This window comes from Variovorax sp. GW821-FHT09D05 (assembly GCF_059416325.1).
Genome location: NZ_JBWKOZ010000012.1, coordinates 218,412 through 240,492, shown reverse-complemented (window position 1 = coordinate 240,492; position 22,081 = coordinate 218,412). Strand labels below are relative to the sequence as shown.

Here is a 22,081-nt window from a genome sequence, read left to right as displayed (position 1 = left end):
GAGTTCTTTGCGGCCTGCGCGTATTCGACGCGCACCGTGGTGTTGCCCGCGGCATCGAAAGCCTGGATGGTCAGGTAACCCATCGCGTCGACGGTGGCGACCTGCAGGCCCTTCTGGTTGTAGAAGTTGGTGGTCAGCGTCCAGTCGGTGGCGTTCTTGCGCAGAGCGACCTGGGTGAGGTCGCCGAAGGTGTTGTAGGTGTTGCGGGTGGTCTTGCTGGCCAGCAGATACTGGCTGCCCGCCGCGCTGCTGTCGTAGACGAAGCTCTGCGGTTCCGTCACCTGGATGGCGCGGCCCAGGCGGTCGTAGTCCGTGAGGATGGTGCGGTTGCCCGCATCCTGCGTATTCAGGCTGCCCCGGACCTGCGCGGTGCTCAGACTGGCCGGGTGAGCGGCTGCCAGGCCGGTGCTCGCGTTGTAGCGGGTCAGGGCTACGGCATCGCCAAAGGCGTTGCGCTGGTAGCCCGTGGCGAACCCGAGTGCATCCACGTCGTAGGCGACGCGTCCGACCAGGTCGTAGGTCTTGTAGCTGTAGTTGCCGCCAATGTCGCGGTTGGCGACGGCATTGCCGAGAGTGTCGTAGGTGGTCTCGGTGTAGAGCGTCTGGACGATGTCATGGCGACCATCCAGGCCTTCGACGGAGAAACCGTCGCTCGCGGCGTTGTAGACGCCCACGGGCGGATAGGTGACCTTGACCTGGCGTCCGACCTGGTCGTACTCGTAGGTGGTGGTGCGCTGCTCAGGACGCCCTGCGCCTTCCGTGCGGCTGCGCAGGTTGCCGAAGCTGTCGTAGGTTAGCACCGTGATGACATTGCCGATGCCGCTGGCACCGGCGTTGACCTGCAGGCGGCCGTCGCCGCCGGGGGTGACGGCGGTGAGTTCGACCTGCGGGGAGATCTCCCGCAACATGCGGCCGCCGAGGTCGTATTCGTAGTGCCACACCGAGCCCTTGGCGTTGGTGTAGCTGGTCTTGTTGTCCAGCGCGTCGTAGGTCCACGATTCGGTGAAGCCCATGGCGTCGACGCTGGAGAGGACGCGCCCCGCGGCGTCGTACTGGAAGCTCTTGTTGCGATCGTCGGGAGAGGTGACGACGGCAGCGGCAATGGCAGCGGCCGTGCTGGCGGTGCCCGACGGGATGGACAGCGCGTACTGTGTCGTTGCGCGGACCTGTCCCAAGCCGTCGTGGTCGGTCTTGCTGACGAAGCCCATCGGATCGACACCGTAGATCTTGCGGCCACCCGCATCGAAGATTTGGAGCGAGACGCGGTCGTTGGCGGAATCGGCGACTGTGCGCGCGCGGATATCGCCTGCACTGGCGACGGTACTCAGCCCGGCGGTGTCGATCGCCTTCGCATAGCGGCGGCTCTGGACGGTCTGACCCAGGCCGTCATAGGTCGACTCGGTCGTGCCACCCAGGGCATCGACGGAGAAGACCTGGCGGTTGGCTTGGTCGTAGGCAAAGCGCTGGATGCGGTCGACTGCGGCATTGGCCGAGACGGCGGCCTGCAAGGCGGCCTCGGTATAAGTCGTGGCAGTACCCGGAGCTGCGATCGGGTTGGCGTAGCCCACCTGCAGTGTCACATTGCCAAACGCGTCGTAGACGGTCCGCGTCACGCCACCCAGCGCGTCGACAGTGAAAGTGCGCCGGCCCGCGCCGTCATGCGCGAAGACGGTGATGCGATCGGTGCCACTGGCCACCGCGCTGGAAGGCAAGGCGTTGGCCGCAACGGGGGTGGCGTACTGCACCTGGCGCACAAGGCGCCCCGTACCGTCGTACGTCGAGCCCGTGACTGCCCCCGTGCCGTCAGCCTGCCATGTCAGGCGCCCTGCCGCATCGTAGACATTGCGGATGCGCACGTCGTGCGCATCATCCATCTTGGTCCACGAATACAGTTCGAGCAGATCGGCATTCGCTGCTGCACCGGGACTGACAGTGTTCGAATAGGAGCGCTGTTCCACGACATTGCCGTTGCCGTCGTATTTCAGCTTCGTGAAGGCACCCAGGCCATCTACACGCCACGTCTGACGATTCGCCGCGTCGTAGAGATAGCGTGTGCTTCGATCGGATGCGCCAGCCGCCCATATGAATGGAGGAGCGTTGAACGCAAATGGATCGGCAAACTCAGTGCGACTGATGGCGTTACCGTTGGCGTCGTACTCGATGCGGCTGGCCGCTCCGGCGCCATTCACGCTCCAGATCAATCGACTGGCCGCGTCATAGACATTGCGCACACGCTGGTCGTGTGCGAGGTCCGCCACCGGTGCGGGAGCGGTAAGGCCGTCCCATGCCGCCAGGGCGACCGCCGTGAGAGGTGTCGCATAGCTTTGCCGGCTGAGCACGTTGCCGACGGCGTCGTAGGTGCGCTGCGTGACGTTGCCCAGCGCATCGACGCTCCAGGTGCCGCGGTTGGCCGTGTCGTAGACGGTGCGGATGCGCTGATCGCGGGTTGCGTCGGCCACAACCGCAGGCGCGGATGTGCCATCCCAGCTGTTGAAGGCGGCCCCGGTCAGTGCTGTCGCATAGGCACGCGATTCGGTCACGTTGCCATTGGCGTCGTAGAAGTACTGGACCACGCCACCGGTACCGTCCACCTGCCAGGTCGCCCGGTTGAGGGCATCGAAGACCGTGCGCACGCGTTCGTCCCGCGCCGCATCTGCGGTGACGATCGGATCGCGATCGCCAACAGGGTTCCAGCTCGCCAAGTCAATGCGGTTGGCATAGGCGCGCGTCTCGATGACGTTGTTGGTCTTGTCGTACTTGTATTCCACGACGGCACCGGTCCCGTCCAGACTGAAGCGCAAGCGACCATCGCCGTCGTAGCGGCGGCCCTCGATGATGTCCGAGCCGACACTGACCACCACCTTCGCCTGCACTTGCGCGACAGTTGGGGCATTGCCCAGGCCCGAGGTGTCGATGGGCACCGCATACGAGGTGCGGCGGACCACCCGCCCTTCGGGGTCGTACTCCTGCTTTGAGAGGTTGCCCAGCGCATCGAGCGTGAAGACCAGGCGATTGTTGGCGTCGTAGGCGTAGCGCGTGGCGTTGCCGTTGGCATCAATGGAGCGGGTGACGTTGTTGGCCGCGTCGTACTCGTAGCTGCGCGTGAGGTTCAGCCCCGAGGGGTCGACCTGCTCCTTGGTGCGCCGGCCGGCGCCGTCGTAGGTGTACGCGGTGACGTTGCCGTTGGGGTCGGCGACCGTGAGCACCTGGCCGGTGGTGTCGTGGGTGTAGCTGGTAGTGAGGTGCAGACCCGTGGGATCGACCACCTGACGCACGGTCTGGCCGGCAAGGTCGAACTCGGTGGTGGTGACGATGCCGCGAGGATCGGTGACGCTGACCACCTGCCCCTTGGCGTCGTAGGCGTAGGTGGTGGAGAGATTAAGACCTGTGGGGTCGAGTGTGCGAGTCAGCAGGCGGTTGGCCGCGTCATACGTGAAGTTGGTGACGACACCATTGGCATCTGTGCTGGTCAGCTTGAGGCCGGTCTTGTCGTAGGTGGCGCCTGTGGTGACACCCAGCGGCTCATTGGTCCCGATGAGATTGCCACTCTTGTCGTAGTTGTACGTGGTGACATTGCCGCGACCGTCCGTGACGCTCTGGGTCTGCCCCTGGCGGGTATGGACCGTGGTGACGCTCACGCCCGCAGAAGTCGAGACGGTGGTGCTACGGTTGGCCAGGTTATAGCCGAAACTCGTCCAATAGCCGATGGTATCGCGCTGGTACATGACGCGGTTGAAGGCGTCGTATTGCGTCAGTTGCTGGCCATTGAGCGGATTGGTGGTCGTCACTATCCGACCGAGACGGTCGTAGGCGATCTGGCTCCGGTTGTTGTTGCCGTCGAAGTTTTCAATAACACGACCGAAGGCATCGTAGGTCTTGCGCTGCGTGATGGCGAGTGTGGCCGCATCGCTCACGCGCTTCGTCGCCAGGCCGCGGCGGTCATAGCTGGCTGTATCGGTGACAACGTAGCCATTCTTCAGTGCGTAGCTGCTGGCGATGGCTTCGCGGAAGGCGTTGTAAGAATAGCTGGTGGTGCTGCCCAACGCGTCAGTGCTGCTGGCCTCGGTGCCGGTGGCGTTGTAGATATGCAGGACATGAGTGTCCTTGGTGGCGTCGGCCACTGCAGCGAGCTGGCTGGCCAGGACGGCGGTATTCAGGCCACCGGGCGTGGTTGCGCCCAGAGTGGAGACATCCACACGGGTGCCGTAGACGACCTGCTCGTCAAGTTGGCCAAGAGTGCTGTACCTGCTCTCGGTGACTTCGCCTAGGGCGTTGACGGTGTAGCGCAGCCGGCCAATGGGGTCGTAGAAGAAGAGCGTGCGGTGGCCGTTGGCGTCGGTGGTGCTGGTGCGACGCCCCGCTGCATCGTAGGTGTGGGTTGTGCCGTTGGCAGCCCACAGGGCGAGCGGATCGCTCAAGGCGACGGCATCGCTGCCGCGGCCGTCGAGCTCGCCGATGAGGCGGCCCTGGATGTCGTAGCGCGCCCGGCTGGTGCGCTCGTCCGTGGTGCCCACCGCGGTGGTGGTCTGTACGAGCTGGCCGACGCTGTTGTAGGCGAACTGGGTAACCGTACCTTCCGCATTCGTGCGGCTGGTCAATTGGCCTGCGTTATCCCACGCCTGTGTGGTGATCTGATCCAGCGGGTTGGTGGCGGATGGCCGAACGCTGGCCAACGTGGAGGTGCTGTCTACCACACGAGCCTGGTTGGCGTAACGGATCACCTGGGTGACGTTGCCACGTGTGTCGTACGTGGTTTCGGTAAGGTAGCCCTCGCCATCGACCTGTCCGACGATATGGCCCTGGGCGTCGTATAAGTTGTAGCTGTGGATGTCCGCACCACCCCAATCCTGCGGACGCACGCCTGTCAGGTTGTAACTGGCGCGTGCGACGGCTATTGCCGCGATTCGATTGGCAGCGCTGGTGAAGCTGGTTGCACGATTGGCGTAAGCGATGGTTTCTACCAGTTCGCCTGCGGCGTTGTACTTGTACTCAGTGAGATAGCCCTCGGCGTCCAATGTCCCTTGAAGCTGGCCACTGCGGTTGTACAAGCGAGTGACGGTACGGTCCTGGGCGTTGTCGAGATTGACCAGGATCGTGGTGACGGGCACGCCCTCGACGACCTGCGTGAAGCTGACTTCGCTGTCGGTGTTGTGCGCATCGCCAGCGTAAGTGGCCGTGAAAGTGTGCGTGCCTGGAGGCAGCGATACACCCGACAAGGTCGCCAGGCCGTTGACGACCTGGACCGTACCCAGCAGCCGCGTTCCATCGTAGAAGCTCACCAAACCACCGGGTTGGGGGCCGTTGACCTGAATCGACAGGGAGCCATCCTTGGCGATCGAGCCCGACGTCAGGTTGATCAGCGTCGAAGGTGCCTTGGCTATCGTGACGTTGGCTGTGGTTTGCGAGGTGGCGTTGTTCGCATCGCCGGAATAGACCGCCTTGATGGAATGCGAACCCACCTCCAGACTACTCACGCTCAAGCTGGCTTTGCCGTTGACCAAGTTGACGATGCCCAGAAGCGTGGTGCCGTCGTAGAAGCTGACCGTGCCGCCCTCGGGACGCCCTTGGCCCGAGCTGTTGGCGGTTAGCACCAGGGGCGAACCGTAGACAGGTTGTGCGGGAGAGAATGCCAATCCGGTCGAGGAGGCGATCGGAGCGGACGTAATTTGCAGCGCCAATGCCCCCGACGTGCTCACGGCATGACTTGTGTCACCTTCGTACTTCGCGGTGATGCTCGCGGCGCCCAAAGGCAGGTCAGTCGTAGCCAGCGTTGCTGCACCATTGACGATGCTGGCCGTGCCAATGACAGTCGTGCCGTTGTAGAAAGTCACCGTCCCGCCGGGATCAGGAGCCGTCGAAAGCCCAGCATTCAAATTGGCCACGACCGCAGTCAAGGAGACCGGTGCACCCAACGCGCCCTGAGGTCTTGACGAGGACACCGAAACGGTGGTGGTCGCTGGTGGAACGACAGCCGGGTCGTTCACTGGACTGGAATAGGTGACCGGGGCATTGATCGAGGAGCCCGAATAGACCGCGGTCACCGGATTCGTCCCCAGCGGCAGATTCCTCATCTGCGCATAGAACCAGGGATTTGTCAGCGTGGACACATCGACGCAACCCAGCAACTGATCACCCACAAAGTAGCTGATCGTGCCCCCTTCGGTGAGCAATGCGGAGGGTGCAACGGTGTAGATGGAGGCAGTGAGGCCGTACGGGAAATTCCCTCCGAACACGTCAAATACACGGTGCTGCGTCCCCGTCACCACCAACGGCGGCACCGTGCCCGTGCCCGCCGCGATCTCGACATTCGCCGTCTGCGCCGTGACGCTGCCGTAGTTGTCCTTGTCGCCCGAATAGGCCGCCTGAATCGCGTGCGAACCTACTGCCAGGTTGTTGACCGACAAGGTGGCTTGTCCATTGACCACCGTTGCGGTGCCAAGGACGTTCCTTCCGCTGAGGAAGGTCACCACGCCGGTCGCTCCTGCACCAGCCACCTGTGCCGTCAGCACAATCGTGTCATCCTGCGTCCCCGTCGCAGCAGATGCACTGACGGAGGTGAAAGTGACCGCGGGATTGGTTTGATGACTCAGTACGGCGGAAACACTTGGGGCATTGTAAATTTCATCTCCGCTGTAAATTGCCGTCAGGGTTGACGCTTGCAGCGGCAAACTATTGAGCGTCAGAGTTGCACGACCATCAACAACGGTTGCGCGCCCCAAAAGAATCGATCCGTTGTAGAAATCGATGACTCCCTCAGGCTTCGATAACGTCTGCGCGTTGGCCGATGTCACGGTGGCGGTCAAAGACACAGGTGCACCGAAGTTCGATGGCTCGTCGGATATCTCGAGCCTGACGGAGGGCTCAGGCAGACCGACAAAAGCCTGCACCCCCTGCATGATTCGCACGCTTTCGGCGACGGCATTACCTTCATCCCCTGAGTACCGGACGGTGACATAGGCTGCACCAGCAGGTAGCGCGTTGGTGGTCAGTTGTGCCCGACCATTCACCAAAGTCGCAACCCCAATAATGGTGTTCCCGTTGTAGAAGGTCACCGTCCCCGTGGGATTGGGAGCTGTTGACGCACTCCCATAAGTACGAGAAACGGAAGCAACGAACGTCACTGGCGCGCCCACCGTCGCACGGGGCTCGGAAGATGTGATGCCAATCGATACAGGGCCGGGCGGAACGACAGCCGGGTCGTTCACTGGACTGGAATAGGTGACCGGGGCATTGATCGAGGAGCCCGAATAGACCGCGGTCACCGGATTCGTCCCCAGCGGCAGATTCCTCATCTGCGCATAGAACCAGGGATTTGTCAGCGTGGACACATCGACGCAACCCAGCAACTGATCACCCACAAAGTAGCTGATCGTGCCCCCTTCGGTGAGCAATGCGGAGGGTGCAACGGTGTAGATGGAGGCAGTGAGGCCGTACGGGAAATTCCCTCCGAACACGTCAAATACACGGTGCTGCGTCCCCGTCACCACCAACGGCGGCACCGTGCCCGTGCCCGCCGCGATCTCGACATTCGCCGTCTGCGCCGTGACGCTGCCGTAGTTGTCCTTGTCGCCCGAATAGGCCGCCTGAATCGCGTGCGAACCTACTGCCAGGTTGTTGACCGACAAGGTGGCTTGTCCATTGACCACCGTTGCGGTGCCAAGGACGTTCCTTCCGCTGAGGAAGGTCACCACGCCGGTCGCTCCTGCACCAGCCACCTGTGCCGTCAGCACAATCGTGTCATCCTGCGTCCCCGTCGCAGCAGACGTCTGAATCGAGATCGCGGTCGAAGACGGCATTCCTGTAGGAGAAGTGCTGGAGGCATTCAGCGCGTCACCTGCGTATTCGGCTCGGAAAGAACTGACGGCGCTGGATCCAGTCCGCGCTAGCGTCGCAACGCCATTGATCAGAGACGCAGTTCCGACAAGAACTGCTCCGTCGTAGAAAGAAACCGTCCCTCCCGGCAAGGAAGAGGGCCCCAAGCTCGTCGCCACCCGAGCGGTCAAGACAGGAGCAGTACCCGCGCCACCGACCTCCAATGTCGTGGTTGTCGGATTCGGCTTGGCTGTCAATCCACGAGTCAGTGTCACAGGCGCGTGGACAGCATCACCTGCATACTCGGCCCGCAACGTGAAGTTCCCAACCGGCAATTCGGTTGTGGTCACGGTGGCAAGCCCGTTGACAACCGCGGCGCGAGCCACCAAGACATCTCCGCTGTAAAACCTGACCTCTCCTGAAGCCAGGGGCAAGTTAGGCAACTGAGCCGTCGTCAATGTGACCGATATCGAGAATGGCTGCGAATACACGAGCTCCGAGGCGCTCGGCGAGAAGCTCATTACCGCACCCGTCGTGGCGCCAGTGATGGTCTTGGTGGCAACGGCCGATACGCTGGCCGGCCTGTTCACATCGCCCGAGTAAGCCGCCCGGATGCTGTTCGCCCCCACCGGTAGCTCGTTGGTCGCGAGCACCGCCTTGCCATTGACCACCATCGCACTTCCAATGACCATTTCTCCACTGAAGAAGGTCACCATGCCGCCAGGATTCACACCCTCGATTGTGGCGGTCAATGTGACCTGCGAACCCAGCGGCACCGGATTCGCGTTGTCTACGGCAAGCGTGATTCCCCCCACAGTGGCGGGATTGACCAGCAACTCGATGTTCGCCCCATTCCCCAGCAAGCTCACATCAATCGGATTGGCCAGCTGTGTTACGTTAAGGATGCGCGACGCCCCGTCATAAGTCGTCTGCGTCACGTACCCCAGTGCATCCACCTGCCACGTGAGCCGGTTGGCCGTGTCGTAGAAGCGCCAGACCTTCTGGTCCTGGGGCGTGCCTGCTGGCCGCAGCGCATCCAGGCTGGTCGTCGTGTTCGTTGCACTCCACGCCGTGGTCGGCTTGCCCGCACCGTCCACCAGTGCGGTCGTGTTGATCGGCGTCGTGTACGCGATGGTCTCGCGCAACTGCCCATTGGCGTTGTACACGTACTCGACCACCGCGCCGGTCGCGTCAATATCCGCGATCTTGCGGTCCGCCTCGTCGTACAGCATCCACTTGCGCACGCCCGTCGGGTCCTGCGTCATCAGCAGGTTGCCGTCTTTGTCGTAGATATAGCTGGTGGTGCCCAGCACGCCTGTTCCCGCGCTCTGCTGGGTCACGCTGACGAGTCGTCCGGCCTTGTCGTAGGTCGAGACGGTGACCAGTCCATTGGCCACGGTGACGCTGGTCTTGCCGCCCGCATCGTCGTAGCTGGTGATGGTGGTGTTGGGCGTGGCGCCGCCGTCGAGCGACGGCGCACTGACGCTGAGCAAACGGCCCAGGCCGTCGTAGGTGTAGGTGGTGACGGCCGTGGCGCCGCCGACTGTCGTCGCGGGCTCGATCTTCTGCAGCAGCAGGCCGCGCGGGTCGTAGATGTACTGGGTGGTCGCACCGGTGGAGGCCACACCCAGCCCATTCGCAGCGGTGGCCGCATAGGTCGTACTGCTGCTCAGCTGGCCACGGGGGTCATAGACCAGTTCGGTGAGCTCGGTGCGCGTGAGATCCTGGGCGGCGGCCCAGCTGCTCAGCTGCGCCTCGGTCGGCACCTCGGCTAGGGCCAGGGCCGCCGTGTTGTACGCAGCACCGGTGTATTCGATGACGCTGGTGCGCTGGCCGTAGGCGTCGTAGCGGTACTCGGTCACATTGCCCTGCGGCGTGATCGCAAAGCGCAGCCGGTTGGCATTGCCGGCCGCATAGACGTAGCGCGTGGTCTCGGGCAGCGCGGCGTCCTTGTTGAACGCGCCGCGATCGACCACGGCCGCATCGGCATAGAGGGTGTCGGTCAGCAGCTGGTTGGCGCCGTTGTAGGTGCGCACGCGGGTGTCGCCGGCCGAATCGACCTCCCGGATCAGGTTGCCGTGGTCGTCGTATTGCAGCGTGACCTTGTTGCCTTCGCCATCGGTGACGAGGGTGACGTTGCCCTGGGGGTCGTACAGGTAACTGACCTGGGACAGGCCCGTCGGGTTGCCGGTCGTCACGCCCTGGCGCACCTGAGTCAGCTGGCCCAGGGCGTCGTACAGGTAGACCGACTGGGCGCCCAGGGGATCGGTGACGGTGGTGGTGTTCTGCGCGGTGTCGTAGCTGAAGCGCGTGACTGCGCCGAGCGCGTCGGTGACGGTTTCGACCTTGAAGCTGCCGCCAGCCTGCACATAGGTGAAGCTCAGCTTCGTGCCGTCGCTCTGGGTGACGCTGGCCACGCGCTTGCTGGCGCCGTCGTAGGTGTAGGTGGTGACGTAGACATCGTTGTCCGACACCGTGTTGTTGCCAGGCGAGAGGTCGACGATGGCCTTGGTCAGGCGGTTGCTGGCGTCGTACTCGTAGCGCACGGTGGTGCTGGTGACGCCACCCGTGACGGTACGGATCTGGGTGAGGTTCGTGCCGCTGTAGTCGTAGTAGCTGACGTCGCCGTTGGCGTCAGTGACGGACTGCACAGTGCCGTTGGCGTTGTAGGCGTAGCTGACGGTGTTGCCGTCGGTGTCGGTGGCGGAGACCAAGCGGCCGGCGCCACTGGACTGGTAGCGCTCGATGCGGCCCGTGTCACCATCGGTCCAGATGAACTGCGAGGCAGTGCTGTCGTAGGCGATGGTGTCGAAGGCGCCGGAGCCGGCGGGGCTGACATAGCCGCTCTGGGCGGCGTCCCAGGTGTAGACAGCCTGGGCACCATCGCGGTCGGTGCGCGTCAGTGTGCTGCCGGCCGCGCCCACGGCGCCGGAGGTCAGGACGACCTTCTGGCCGAAGGCGCCCACACTCCAGTTGTCGCCGTTGTCGTCGGTCAGCAGGCCCTGGCTGTTGTAGGTACGTACGGCCAGGACGTCGAGCCCGCGACCCATGAGGATGTCATCGCGGTTCTGCAGCACGAGATTGCCGTTGGCGATGTTGACGAAGGACTGCTCGCCACTTCTGCCCTGCCCTGCCGTACCGAGTTGACCACGCTGACCCAGAGTAGCCAACGAACTCAGGCTCAGACCCAGACTGTTCCCACTGACGATTGCAACCATTTACAGCCTCGACGTTTTTTCAGAAACCGCCAAGCGGCAGCTACGACAGGAGCCATCTCCTGCGGCTGGGCCTGCCCACTGCGGGTCGGCCTACGGTTCCGGACAACTCATCCACGCAGGCGGCAATTTGTTAAGAAAAGAGAACCATTCCCCTTCCATTGATCGGGTTTTGGCTAAATCTCCTCGAATTGCAATGGATAGGTTGATCCCAGATGGGATTGCATTAGCCTTGCGGGCGCCTTGGGCCTTTGTCCTCAATGCCACCCGGTACGACAATGCGCCACAGCGCGCCCATCCAACGAGCATCGGCGCCATCGCCATTTAGTCAAAAGCCTATGAAACAGCTCAATCCGACCTCATTCGATGCCCTGATGGCCCAAGGCATGGCCGCAAGCCAGGCAAACGATGGTGTGCAAGCCATCGCGTGGTTCCAGAAGGCGAGCGCCGAAGAACCCGCTGCAGGCTTGCCTCAATTTCTGCTGGGCGCAGAATTCGCTGCCCTCGGTGACATGGCGCAGGCTGAAACCGCATTCGCCAATGCGACGCTGTTGGCACCCGGATTTCCCTTGGCGCGCTATCAGTTGGGACTCCTGCAATTCAGTTCGGGACGAGCAGCCGTGGCCCTGCTCACCTGGCAGCCTCTGCTTGGCCTGCCCGATACAGACCCTCTGCCGCATTTCGTCAAGGGATTTACGGCCTTGGCACAGGACCGGTTCGATGAGGCCCTGCACCACTACCAAGAGGGCCTGGCACTGAACATCACGAATGAGGCACTGTCTAGCGACATCGAAAAGGTCATCGCCGGCATCAAGGCACTGAATCCGGACGGCCCAATCGCCGACAGCCAAAACTCATCCAGCGACGGCGCGGACAACCATGTGCTGCTGGCCAACTACCAGCAACAAGGGCTCGCTCATTGATGCGCGAGCAACCTCTTCAGCGCTGCTGCACCTGCGCCACCGATGCATCGCTCCCATGATTGATCCATCCACCCAACTGGCCGCCCTGATCCGCGCCCAGTTTGCCGCGCAGTTCAGAACTCAGAATCGAAGTCGCCCCTCGGGACACAACTCCGACCCACGCGATGTTCGGACAACGCACAGCGAGGACGAGGGTTCGGCACTCGCCGGTGGTCAACGCCTAGTCAACGCGGACAGCAGTGAAGACGCGCACATCCGGCAGATGGTGGCATTACGCGTTCGCGCCCTGTCGCCCAACGACACGCAGCGGCAAAGGAAAGCCTTCCGGCTTTTTCTCGAATCCGTTCTGATACAGGAGTTCGGTCGCGACCGGTTGGACGACAAGGGTTTCGACCAGATGATCGATGCGGTGCTTCAGCGCATGGAAGGCGACGCCCAGTTGAATGCGGCATTGCACGAAGCAGGAAATTTCCTGTTGGCCGAAGCGGCGCCGGCCCACCCGCCAGCCAAGACTGACAAGCCGAGCCCCTGACGCGCAGGCGTGTACGCCGTCCGTTCGCTCAACCCTCCGCGTCGGGAGGTGACTTGGTAACCAATGCAGCTGAGGGCTGAAAAAGATCGGCCATATCCCCCCCCAGCGGCCCTGCCCGCCCCCCGAACAGCCGCCGCGCAAAGCGCTGCAGATCGTTGGCTTCCTTCACTTCGCCACTGAGCAAGGCCTGCGCATACCTGCCTGACAGGTTGCTCTTGTCGAGTCGCAACGCGAGCTCCGCGTGCACTTCAGCTTCCTGCCGCAAGGACTGCGTAGCCAAAACAACCGCCAGGCCACCGTGGCTCTCCGCAAAGTTTCGGTCCAGCGCAAGGGCAGTGTCGAAGCTCGCACGCGCACCGGCCAGATCGCCTTGCAGGATCTGCGTCCATCCAAAGCCATGCCAGGTCCCGATATGGTTCGCCATGGCCGACACGGCCTTTTCGAAGGCGCCCCGGGCGGCAACCAGGTCGCCCCCCAGGAGTGCCGCAAAACCGCGCGTCGACCACGCCCGCCCATCGCCTGGCTGGCGTTGCAGCGCGACGTCCGCCAATTGAGCTGCAAGCTTTGCATCGCGGGCAGCAAGCGCCAACGACGCCCGTGCCACCAGCGCCTCGACAGGGTGATCGGCGGGCGAGTCGCTCGACAGACTGGCACTGGACCAACGCTGCGCTGCAGCGAAGTCCGAGGCGTCGATCGCGATCAGGCTGGCCACACCAGCCGCCTGTGCATCCAGCACACGCTGCTGTTCTGCAGCGTGCGCCCAGGCCATCGCCCGATCCAATTGGCCGTCGTGATGCATCGATCGTAGCCAGAGCTGCTGCAGGGCGCGGGTTGCAAGCATGGGACGAGCGTCGGTGTCAGGCTCAGACCCAGCCAACGCTTCGAGCGTTGGCCCCAATCGGGTAGTGCACTCCGCATAGCGACCGCGCCGGAATTCGATGAAGGCCAGATTGTGAAGCAGCACCTCGGCGAACCCGGCAGGCGGCTGAGGCGTTTTCTGCAGTGCCTCCAGAACGTCGAGTGCCTCGTCATATCGTTGCTGTGCAAGCCAGAAATCTCCCTCGCGCAGTCGCCACGCGAGCGGCTCGGCATTCAGGGCTTGCCCCTGCTGCAAATGAGAACGAGCGCGCTCCCACTCACCGCACGACAGCGCCGTCTCGAACGCATCGATCAACAAGGCACCGTTCGACGGATCCTCTCGAAGAAAACCCTCAAGCCGATCCAGACGCTGGCGCACTGCCGCAAAGCGGGCATCGTGGGACGAAGCAGCGACAGAGATGGAAGGTGCGTTCGAATCGGTCATGGAATAAATATGGAATGGTTTACCTGATGAAGGAGCATGTCACCACGACACATCGCAGCGCGCATCCTTGCCGAGCAGTTCTCGCAGCCGCGACAGCCCTTCCCGATGCAGCTGGGATACGCGCCCTCGCGTGAGGTTCATGGAACTCGCTATCTCGCTGAACGAGATCTCCTGCAGGTAGTGATAACGGATCACGGTCTTCTGCCGATCGTTCAGTTGGTCCACCAAGCCGCGCAAAACATTGCGCAATTGATGGATCTCGGATTTGCGGAAATAGCTGACCTCCGGAGAAGGGGAATGACCATCGCTGTCGAAAGCCTCGGCATCCACCATGCCGGTGTCCTCGAGCAAGACCCCCAGCGCGATCCCGATGCCGACCTCCGCCAGATAACGGAACAACTTCTCCGCATCCCGCGATGATGCCGGGTCGCTCGGGGCGCTCTCACTGTTGGTGGGGACATCCTCAGACGCAGCTTCCTTGATCGCCTCGAGCCGCTCGTGGCGCAAGCGCATCATGGTGCTGATCTGTTGATTCTTTTCGGTCAGCCGCGGCAAGCCATTGAGGATGGCGCCCTGTACGCGTCTGCCCGCGAAAGTCCTGAATTGAGCCCCCTGAGCAGGATCGAAACGGTCCACGGCCTCAATCAACCCGATGCGCGCCAGTTGCAGATAGTCCGCAAACTCGACGTCGTTGTGGGTGCGCCGTCCATAGACAGTGGCCGCCATCATCCGTGCATACGGCAGATGATGCTCGATCAGCTGCGCACGCGCACCCTCGTCCCCCTCCTCGCGCCAACGCTGCCAGAGCATGGTTGTGAGATCCAGGGTGTCCGCCGTTGCCGCCTCGGCCATGCCTTCCTCGATCTTGGCCTCGAAGAACGGCAGGGGCGACAACGGTGGAGTTGAACTCAAACGCGGCATGGTTGTGCGTTCGGAGCCTCAGTGAAAGCTGCCCACCAGGGCCTTGAGCACAAGGCTCCAGCCATCGACGAGAACGAACATCAGGATCTTGAGCGGCAGCGCGATGGTGGTCGGCGGCATCATCATCATGCCGAGCGCCATGAGAATGCTGGACACGATCAGGTCGATCAGCAGGAACGGCAGAAAGATCACGAAGCCGATCTGGAACGCGGCGCGCAACTCCGACAGCATGAACGACGGGATCAGCTGCACGTTACTGATGTCGTCCATCGACCTGGGCATGGGCGCCTTCGAGAGCTCGACCATCAACGCCAGGTCGGCCTCGCGCGTCTGCCGCACCATGAATTCGCGCAGCGGCCCCACGCCTTTGCGATAACCGTCGTCCATGGACAGCTTGCCTGCCATGAAAGGCTCGAACGCATCCTGATTGACCTTCTGCAGTACGGGCGACATCGTGAACAGCGTCAGAAAGAGCGCCAGCCCGATCAGAACCGTGTTCGGCGGCGTCTCGTTCATCCCGATGGCATGACGCAGCATCGACAGCACGATGATGATGCGCAGGAAGCTGGTCAGGCAAACAAGCAAGGCCGGAAGGATCGCCAGCACGGTGAGCCCGAGGACCACGCGCAGCGCCTGCGCGGTTTCGGTGGCAGGCGTGACCGCGCTCGTCGCATTCGGCACCGAGATCGGGCCGGAGGCAAGGCGTGGCCGCACCGGACTGCCTGCGGCGGCGGGTTTCGGCGTCGGCGCAGCTGTGCTGGCTGGCGCTTCGGCGGACGGCGCAGCAACGGTAGGCGGCGCTACCGACGCCGGGCTGTCCGGCACGGCCTGCGCAGGAACCGCCTTTTCGGCAGGCTGCGCCGCCGCATCGCCGCCGAACCCGCAGAACGCGCCCGCAAGAAGGAGCACCGCCGCGAGAACGAGTTGCCGCGTCCATCGCGCGGATCCCGTCGAAGATGGAGTGCGCATCATGAGTGCGCGTCCGGCACGGACGACGATCCAGCGGTCGACGGCATGCGGCCTTCGTTCGCAGCGGACGGCGACTCGGCCAGCAACTGGATCGATTGGTCGGTACATCCGAGCAGCAATCGCTGGCCATTCCAGATCACGACATGCAGGCTGTGGCGAGGCGAGAGACGAGTGCTCGATACACGCTGTATCTCCTGCGACGCAGTGCTGCTGTTCAGCAAGCCGCCGAAGCGTGCCCATAGCGGCCCGGCTGGCAGCTTTGTGGATGCGGTTCTTCGGCGGGCGGCGATCACGGCAAACACCAGCAGTCCGCCAGCGGCCGTGATCGCAAGCCACCAGCGATCACTGCTCACGCCCGCCACCTCCTGCGCCCCGTCACGCTTGACTGGAATGCTGGATGGCAGACCCGCGCCACCACCACCGGATGCCGTCGCGCTGCTGTCCGGCACGGCGTGCACTCGATCGGTCGGCACGAGCAGGGCCGCGGCCACCGCGATGGCAAGGCAGGCGAGGCGCGGCTTGCCCGCGTTGACTCGCCAAGGCACAGGCTCCCTCAGCATCATTCGTCAGGCTCCCGCAGCCAGACCCAACGCGACGGGCAGTTCGGTGATGCGAACCGCAAAGTGGCCATCCACTGCAACGAGTTGGCCGCGCGCGACCACCTTGCCCTCGATGGTCAGATCGACTGGCTGATCGATCTCGCGGTCGAGACGCAGCACCTGGTGTTCCTTGGCGCCGAGCAATTCGCCCACCGAGATCGTCGCCTCTCCCACGCACACCTGCAGCCGGGCCTTGATCTGGTGCAGCGGATTCCAGTCCCGCAGGATGGGGGCTTCAGCGCCATGGGAACCCGCCTCGCCGTCGGCATTGGGATGAAGATCCGGCAGCGCGATGATCTGCGCTGTCGGCAGATTGTTGCCCTGTGCGGGGCGCATCCTGTGGTCGCCGCGCACTTCGGTCGCGGCGCCCGAGGCGCCGACGCGGTTGTCGGCGACGATTCCTTCCAGGGCTTTCGTCATTGTTTTCGTTCCTTTGATGAATAGGTGTTCGCAGCCGGCGCAACGGCAGGCCTTCGGATGTCGGGCAAGGCCAGCTCGATCGCGACACGGCCGTCGATCTGTCCCAGCCAGCCATCGCAGATCGGCGCGCCATCCGCGCCGAGGACTTGCGCCGGTGCGTCGAGCGGATGCTCCAGCGGCACGACGTCGTCGAGCCGCAATTGCTGCAATTGCCCGAGGTTCAATTCGACCCCTGCCAGCATGATGCGCAGCGAAACGGTCTGGCCCGTCAGCACCCGATCGAGGCGCTCCTTGGGGGCGTGCTGCGGACCAGCGCCCGGTGCCGCCACCGGCGCGGCTTCGGCGCTCAGCAGGCTCGCGACTGCCTCATGGGACAGCACGAGCGTCCAGACGCCGCCGCACCATGGCCAGCGGACGTACAGTGCGCCGGACCACGGATCCGGCCGTGAACCGATCGTCCGCGCGCCCTCTGCGTCCTGCGGCGCGAGCCCAAAACCCGGGGTGAGAACGTCGACGCGGTGCAGCCAATCCTCCCAGGCGGCGCGCGCCACAGCAGCAGCAATCTTCGCTGGCTCCTGCACCGAGGCATTCGCCATGTTTGCGTCGGATGCGAACATCCGCTCCGCGATGGCCCGGACTGCCGCATCGGAGGCTGCGCGACCGTCGCGCAAGGGCGCCTCCTGGTTCGGCAGGTTGCCCCGGCGCGACGATGCGGCGAAGGCCCACCGGACACCGTTCCCAGACGCCGATGCCGATACCGACGCACCGTCGGGTTCGCTTACGTGTACCTCCGGTTCGTCCGGGGAAGCGTTGCGCACTGGAATCCACTCGGCGCTCCACGCGCGGTGCAATGCCGCAAAGCGCTGGCGCACCGACTCCTTCTGTGCATCTCGCCAACTGCGCAAGGGGCGTGCCCCGAGGGCGGATGCAACCGGATCCAGCAATGCCGAGCCGGGCGCGACGTGAGAAACCGGGGCGTTCATTTGCTCTTCATCGAGAACAATTCCTGCAGCATGTCGTTGGCCGTCGAGATCACCTGTGAGCTGGCCTGGTAGCCGCGCTGCATGATCACCAGATCGCTGAACTCCTGCGACAGGTCGACATTGGAGATCTCGACCCTGCCCGATACCACTGAGCCGAAGGCTCCCTCCCCTCCAGTACCGAAATGCCAGGCGTCCTTGTTCAGGATCTCGAACTGGTTGTTGCCCAGCGCACCGACCGCGTCAGGTGAGTCGAAGCGTGCGAGCGCCAGTTGCCTTCCGTTGACCGTTCGGCCATTGGTGTAGGTCATCTTCAAGGTGCCGCTGGCATCGAAGGCAGTACCGCTGAGAGAGCCCGATCCAAGCCCATCCTGCGATTGCACTCCAACGGAATAAGTCCCCCCGGAAAACCGGGTCTCCGTCATATCCAGCGTCAAGGCCATCGGGTCCAACCCAGGCGGCGTGTATGTAATGGACACGGAGGCGGACTCTGGTTTCGGTTTTCCATCGAGATAGACCAATTGGCCGCTGCCGACCACCGTGGTCCCATCCAGCAACTCGACTTTCATGTTGACCCCCGCTGTAGCGGACGAACTGATCACGGTGAATCTGGGGGTCAACACATGCCGAACTTGCATGGCGTCGATCACCTGAATGGTCATCCGGTCGGGCGGCGAAGCAGGAGGTTGCTGCGGCGTCGTCCCACCGGTCGAAGGAATGACGCCATCCAGCTTGAAGGTGGAACTCGGCCTGCCGAGGTCGGTCGTCTGCCCGGCCAGCGAGATCTCGGTGAAGCCGCCGTTCTCGTCGAGGGCCATGACCTTTTCGCCACCGGCCCTGTTCACAAGAACACCGTTGGTATTGAATTCGAACTGGCCGGCGCGGGTATAGGTGACTTTGCCGTCGGCGTCCTTGAGGACGAACAACCCCTGGCCATCGACAGCCATGTCGAGATCGTTGCCGGTCTGGCGCAGTTCGCCTTGCTTGAACGACATCGTCGTTCCGAGCGTGTTGAGGCCGAATCCGACCTGGCTGTAATTCTGATTGGCACTGCCGCCGCCCAAGTTGCCGCCCGTGTAGAACATGTCCGCGAACTGCAGGCTCGAACTCTTGAAGCCCGGTGTATTGAGATTGGCCGTGTTGTTGGCGATCACGCGCAAGCCGCGCGAGTAGCCCAACAGGCCCGTCATCCCGACGTAGATGGATTCAAGCATTGAAAATCTCCCGAAGGTTCAGGCCGTACGTCGCACTCATCGCACCGCCACGAGTTGGCTCAGCGAGACATCGCTCAACACTGCCCCCGCCGGCGTCTTGATCGTCAACAGCGGTGCGTCACCCGACAACGACAACGCGCTGACCGTGCCCGTGACCTGTCCGCTCGGCGTCGACACGTCGACTGTTTTGCCGATCAGACCCACGGACTGCAGGGCCGCCTGGTTGGTGATGAGCGTTTCGATCTTGTTGTTGAGCTGCTGGGTCTGCTCCAGGCTCGTGAACTGGGCCATCTGCGCCATGAACTGCTGGTTGTCCATGGGCTTCAGAGGGTCCTGGTAGGTCAACTGGGTGAGCAGGATCTTGAGGAAATCCTCCATGCCCAGGCTGTTGGCCTGCAGGTTGGTGCTGCTGGAACCGCTAATTGCATCAATGGCCATCACGCCTCCTTTGGATCAATCGAATCGGAAATCGCCCGACGGTTGTCGATGCGGGAAATAAGTTTGTCGTCCGGCAACGCGGACATGCGGTCGTGCCAGACGAGGCGACCGTTGCACACGACCTGGTGCAGCCGCTGGCCGCGCTCCAACAAGCCATGTTGCAGGTCCGCCACGAGCCGGGGCAGCATGGCGGCCAGCGCCTCGTCGTCGGCCCGCATGGCGATCCATATGGCCTGCCCCTCGGGGGTTGCTTCCTCATGCAGCCGCAGCGGCGCGAGCTGTTCCCGGGCCTCGGCCTGGAACGCATCGGGCGCAGCATCAGCACCGTCTTCCAACTGGGCGGGCGCTTCCGTCGGCAGCCCCGTGCCCGCCTGCGTCCCCTGTCGATGGGCAAGCCGGGCATCGATGCGCAGATCGTTCGCGACGGCGGGCTCGACTTCGACGGCCGCTGACGGCGGGATCGACAGGCTGACCGCCGAGCGGATTGCAAAGACGCTCACACCGATGCTCCTCTCTCCCCCCGGACTCACGATCGGCGACCCCGGCGCTGCGGCCGGCGGCAAACCACCCGCACCGGGCTGGCTCGCCTGCCACAAGCGCCCCGATCCACTGCGCTGCTCACTGTCGCCTTTGCCACGGGCACGTCCATCGATGGACCGATCGGCGGATTCCGCCGCAGCTGTCCTTGCGTCGACGCTCACCGGTTTGAACCAGCCCGTCAGCTGCGCGCGCTCCATCTCGCGTTGCCACGCCAACTGCTGCTGCGCCGTGTCGCTGTTGCCTGTGGGTAGCGCTGTCCTGCCTTGCCGCGAGGGCAGCGCCGCATTGGACACGGTGACGGAGCTTTCCGTGCTCATTCGGCCTCCAGCATCGGGCGCGCGAACGATGAACGCGCGAGCCAATCGCGGTCCTGCTCGTTCCTGTCGCGGTGGCGGATCTCATCTGCATACGCTGTCAAGGCATCCTCCTTGTGACGTGCCAGGCCGTCCAGGCGCACCTGCTGCGCCACGCACTGCTGTCGCAGTCGATCCCTCTCGACGCACTGCGCCTCATGCCGCACGTCGAGTTGCTGCCACTGCCCCCGCAGATGCGCGAGGTAGCCCAGCGCCCGCCGGTGAGCGGACGCGTCCAGCCGAAGCGGCAGCGCCTGCGCCATCGCAGTCGCCTGCTGATCGTGCGCGTGCTGCAAGCGGGTCATTTCGGCCTCCGTTTCCAAAATCGCCTGCTGCGCCCGCGCGAGTTCGGCCATCAGCCTGTCCAGACGCCATTGCTCGCGCTGTCGAATGGGCTCCAGCGGATAGGCGAAGCCACGCACATCGACGTCGCGCGCAGCAGCGGGGGCACGGCTCGCCGTCACGGTTTGTGCCCCGCAGATGCGGGCGCGAGGATTTCGCGCAGCCCCTGGATCGACTCCATCCGCGGCACGCCGCCCGTGCTCTGCCGCAGCCATGACTGAAGCCTCGGCTCGATGGCGATCGCTTGGTCCAGCTCCGCATTCGCGCCCTTCTCATAGGCGCCGATGTCGATCATCTGGCGATTGCGCTCCAGCACGGCCAGTTGTTGTACCGCCGCGACCGCAAGTGCGCGCTGCTCCTTGTCCGCCAGTTCGGGCATGAGCCGGCTCACGCTCTTGAGCACATCGATGGCCGGATAGTGTCCTCGGTGCGCCAGGTGCCGCGACAGCACGATGTGCCCGTCGAGAATCGCGCGCAGCGCATCCGAAACAGGTTCATTGAAATCGTCTCCTTCGACCAGCACGGTGAGCAGCGCAGTGATCGAGCCGCCGCCGGGCGCCGTGCCGCAGCGTTCGCAGAGTTCGGGCAACTCGGCAAAGACCGACGGCGTGTAACCACGCGCCGTGGGCGGCTCGCCGGCGGACAGCCCCACCTCGCGCCGCGCCATGGCGAAGCGGGTGATCGAATCCATGGTCAGCAGCACGTTGCGGCCCTCGTCGCGGAAATACTCCGCGATGGCCAGCGCCGCATAGGCCGCGCGCAAGCGCGCCAGCGCCGGCTGATCGGAGGTCGCGACCACCACCACCGACCGCGCCAACCCCTCCGGGCCCAACTGCTTCTCGATGAACTCTCGCACCTCGCGCCCGCGCTCACCGATCAGCGCGATGACGTTGATGCTTGTCCGTCCATCGGCGCCGTCCTGCGCCTTGACATGGCGCGCCAGCAACCCCAGGAGGGTGCTCTTGCCGACACCGCTGCCGGCGAAGATACCGATGCGCTGCCCCTGCCCCAGCGTGAGCAACGCATCGATGCTGCGGATCCCGGTTTCCAGGACTCGCTCGATCGGGGGGCGCTGCATCGGATTGATCGGTGCGGCTTTGAGCGGGCGGCGCTGCTGTGCAAGCGGCCTGGGCATGCTGTCGAGTGGTTTGCCGAAACCGTCGATCACGCGCCCCAGCAGCGCGGGGCCGACGTCGATCTGCGAATCCGCGCCCAGTGCGCGAACCTCGCAGCCCGACGCGATTCCTTCGACCGAACCGTAGGGCATCAGCGTGACGCGGCCGGGCTTCAGTCCCACCACCTCGGCGAGAACGCCGGCCGGATCTCCATCGCCGTGATCGGCCCCGCTGCCGGCGCCCGCTGCGCGGTGCGTCCTGACCATGATGCGGCAGAGTTCGCCCACCGCCGCATCGGGACCGATCGCGTCGATGGCGAGCCCCTGCATTTCGCGCACCCAACCGATGCGTCGGTGCAGATCGGCCTCTCGAAGCGCTTTGCGGCTCAGACGGAGAGCTTCCACG

The 22,081-nt window shown here is 63.9% G+C and carries 14 protein-coding genes; 2 read left to right on the top strand and 12 right to left on the bottom strand.

Features of this window, described 5'->3' with window-relative positions; all coding sequences use genetic code 11:
• Positions 1–11,030, bottom strand: an 11,030-nt coding sequence (locus tag AC07O3_RS29580) for an Ig-like domain repeat protein (protein WP_495341001.1), incomplete at its 3' end; no start/stop codon positions are given.
• A gap of 335 nt (positions 11,031–11,365) precedes the next feature.
• Between AC07O3_RS29580 and AC07O3_RS29575 the strand changes: the two genes are divergently transcribed.
• Both AC07O3_RS29575 and AC07O3_RS29570 read left to right on the top strand, forming a co-directional pair.
• Positions 11,366–11,950 (top strand): hypothetical protein, encoded by a 585-nt coding sequence (locus AC07O3_RS29575; protein ID WP_495341000.1) that lies wholly within the window; start codon positions 11,366–11,368, stop codon positions 11,948–11,950.
• A 55-nt stretch (positions 11,951–12,005) separates the two neighbouring features.
• Entirely contained in the window at positions 12,006–12,482 is a 477-nt protein-coding gene (locus AC07O3_RS29570) for a hypothetical protein (protein WP_495340999.1), read from the top strand.
• Between the two features lie 28 nt (positions 12,483–12,510).
• Here AC07O3_RS29570 and AC07O3_RS29565 read toward each other — a convergent pair whose 3' ends face one another.
• Genes AC07O3_RS29565 through AC07O3_RS29515 form a run of 11 tightly spaced genes read right to left on the bottom strand, consistent with a single transcriptional unit; the run spans position 12,511 to position 22,080 of the window.
• The gene (locus tag AC07O3_RS29565; RefSeq protein WP_495340998.1) at positions 12,511–13,785 is read right to left on the bottom strand and encodes a tetratricopeptide repeat protein; all 1,275 of its coding nucleotides are present in this window, start codon (positions 13,783–13,785) and stop codon (positions 12,511–12,513) included.
• Between the two features lie 39 nt (positions 13,786–13,824).
• Positions 13,825–14,679, bottom strand: a complete 855-nt coding sequence (locus AC07O3_RS29560; protein WP_495340997.1) for a sigma-70 family RNA polymerase sigma factor — start codon at positions 14,677–14,679, stop codon at positions 13,825–13,827.
• Between the two features lie 45 nt (positions 14,680–14,724).
• Positions 14,725–15,675, bottom strand: a complete 951-nt coding sequence (gene fliP, locus AC07O3_RS29555; protein ID WP_495340996.1) for a flagellar type III secretion system pore protein FliP — start codon at positions 15,673–15,675, stop codon at positions 14,725–14,727.
• Complete coding sequence (locus tag AC07O3_RS29550; protein ID WP_495340995.1) at positions 15,675–16,220, bottom strand: flagellar biosynthetic protein FliO; 546 nt, start codon at positions 16,218–16,220, stop codon at positions 15,675–15,677. The genes fliP and AC07O3_RS29550 overlap by 1 nt, the downstream gene beginning before the upstream one ends.
• A gap of 21 nt (positions 16,221–16,241) precedes the next feature.
• Positions 16,242–16,694 carry a FliM/FliN family flagellar motor switch protein gene (locus tag AC07O3_RS29545; RefSeq protein WP_495340994.1) on the bottom strand — a complete coding sequence of 151 codons (453 nt, stop codon included), beginning with the start codon at positions 16,692–16,694 and terminating at the stop codon, positions 16,242–16,244.
• Positions 16,691–17,677, bottom strand: a complete 987-nt coding sequence (locus AC07O3_RS29540; protein WP_495340993.1) for a FliM/FliN family flagellar motor C-terminal domain-containing protein — start codon at positions 17,675–17,677, stop codon at positions 16,691–16,693. The genes AC07O3_RS29545 and AC07O3_RS29540 overlap by 4 nt, the downstream gene beginning before the upstream one ends.
• Positions 17,674–18,888, bottom strand: coding sequence for a flagellar hook protein FlgE (locus AC07O3_RS29535; protein ID WP_495340992.1), 1,215 nt, complete (start codon positions 18,886–18,888; stop codon positions 17,674–17,676). Before AC07O3_RS29535 ends, AC07O3_RS29540 begins: the two co-directional genes overlap by 4 nt.
• A gap of 36 nt (positions 18,889–18,924) precedes the next feature.
• A complete protein-coding gene (locus AC07O3_RS29530) occupies positions 18,925–19,326 on the bottom strand; it encodes a flagellar hook assembly protein FlgD (RefSeq protein ID WP_440534020.1) in 402 nt (133 codons plus the stop codon).
• Positions 19,326–20,183: a hypothetical protein gene (locus AC07O3_RS29525; RefSeq protein ID WP_495340991.1), complete on the bottom strand. Its 858-nt coding sequence runs from the start codon at positions 20,181–20,183 to the stop codon at positions 19,326–19,328. Before AC07O3_RS29525 ends, AC07O3_RS29530 begins: the two co-directional genes overlap by 1 nt.
• Complete coding sequence (locus AC07O3_RS29520; protein ID WP_440534018.1) at positions 20,180–20,683, bottom strand: hypothetical protein; 504 nt, start codon at positions 20,681–20,683, stop codon at positions 20,180–20,182. The genes AC07O3_RS29525 and AC07O3_RS29520 overlap by 4 nt, the downstream gene beginning before the upstream one ends.
• On the bottom strand, positions 20,680–22,080 hold the full coding sequence (locus tag AC07O3_RS29515) for a FliI/YscN family ATPase (RefSeq protein WP_495340990.1): 1,401 nt from the start codon (positions 22,078–22,080) through the stop codon (positions 20,680–20,682). Before AC07O3_RS29515 ends, AC07O3_RS29520 begins: the two co-directional genes overlap by 4 nt.
• Position 22,081 lies beyond the last annotated feature (1 nt).

Bases quoted from the DNA above. Each gene is read 5' to 3' on its own strand.
- AC07O3_RS29575 (WP_495341000.1), top strand. From the start codon at position 11,366: ATGAAACAGCTCAATCCGACCTCATTCGATGCCCTGATGGCCCAAGGC.
- AC07O3_RS29570 (WP_495340999.1), top strand. From the start codon at position 12,006: ATGATTGATCCATCCACCCAACTGGCCGCCCTGATCCGCGCCCAGTTT.
- AC07O3_RS29565 (WP_495340998.1), bottom strand. From the start codon at position 13,785: ATGACCGATTCGAACGCACCTTCCATCTCTGTCGCTGCTTCGTCCCAC.
- fliP (WP_495340996.1), bottom strand. From the start codon at position 15,675: ATGCGCACTCCATCTTCGACGGGATCCGCGCGATGGACGCGGCAACTC.
- AC07O3_RS29545 (WP_495340994.1), bottom strand. From the start codon at position 16,694: ATGACGAAAGCCCTGGAAGGAATCGTCGCCGACAACCGCGTCGGCGCC.
- AC07O3_RS29540 (WP_495340993.1), bottom strand. From the start codon at position 17,677: ATGAACGCCCCGGTTTCTCACGTCGCGCCCGGCTCGGCATTGCTGGAT.
- AC07O3_RS29535 (WP_495340992.1), bottom strand. From the start codon at position 18,888: ATGCTTGAATCCATCTACGTCGGGATGACGGGCCTGTTGGGCTACTCG.
- AC07O3_RS29530 (WP_440534020.1), bottom strand. From the start codon at position 19,326: ATGGCCATTGATGCAATTAGCGGTTCCAGCAGCACCAACCTGCAGGCC.
- AC07O3_RS29525 (WP_495340991.1), bottom strand. From the start codon at position 20,183: ATGAGCACGGAAAGCTCCGTCACCGTGTCCAATGCGGCGCTGCCCTCG.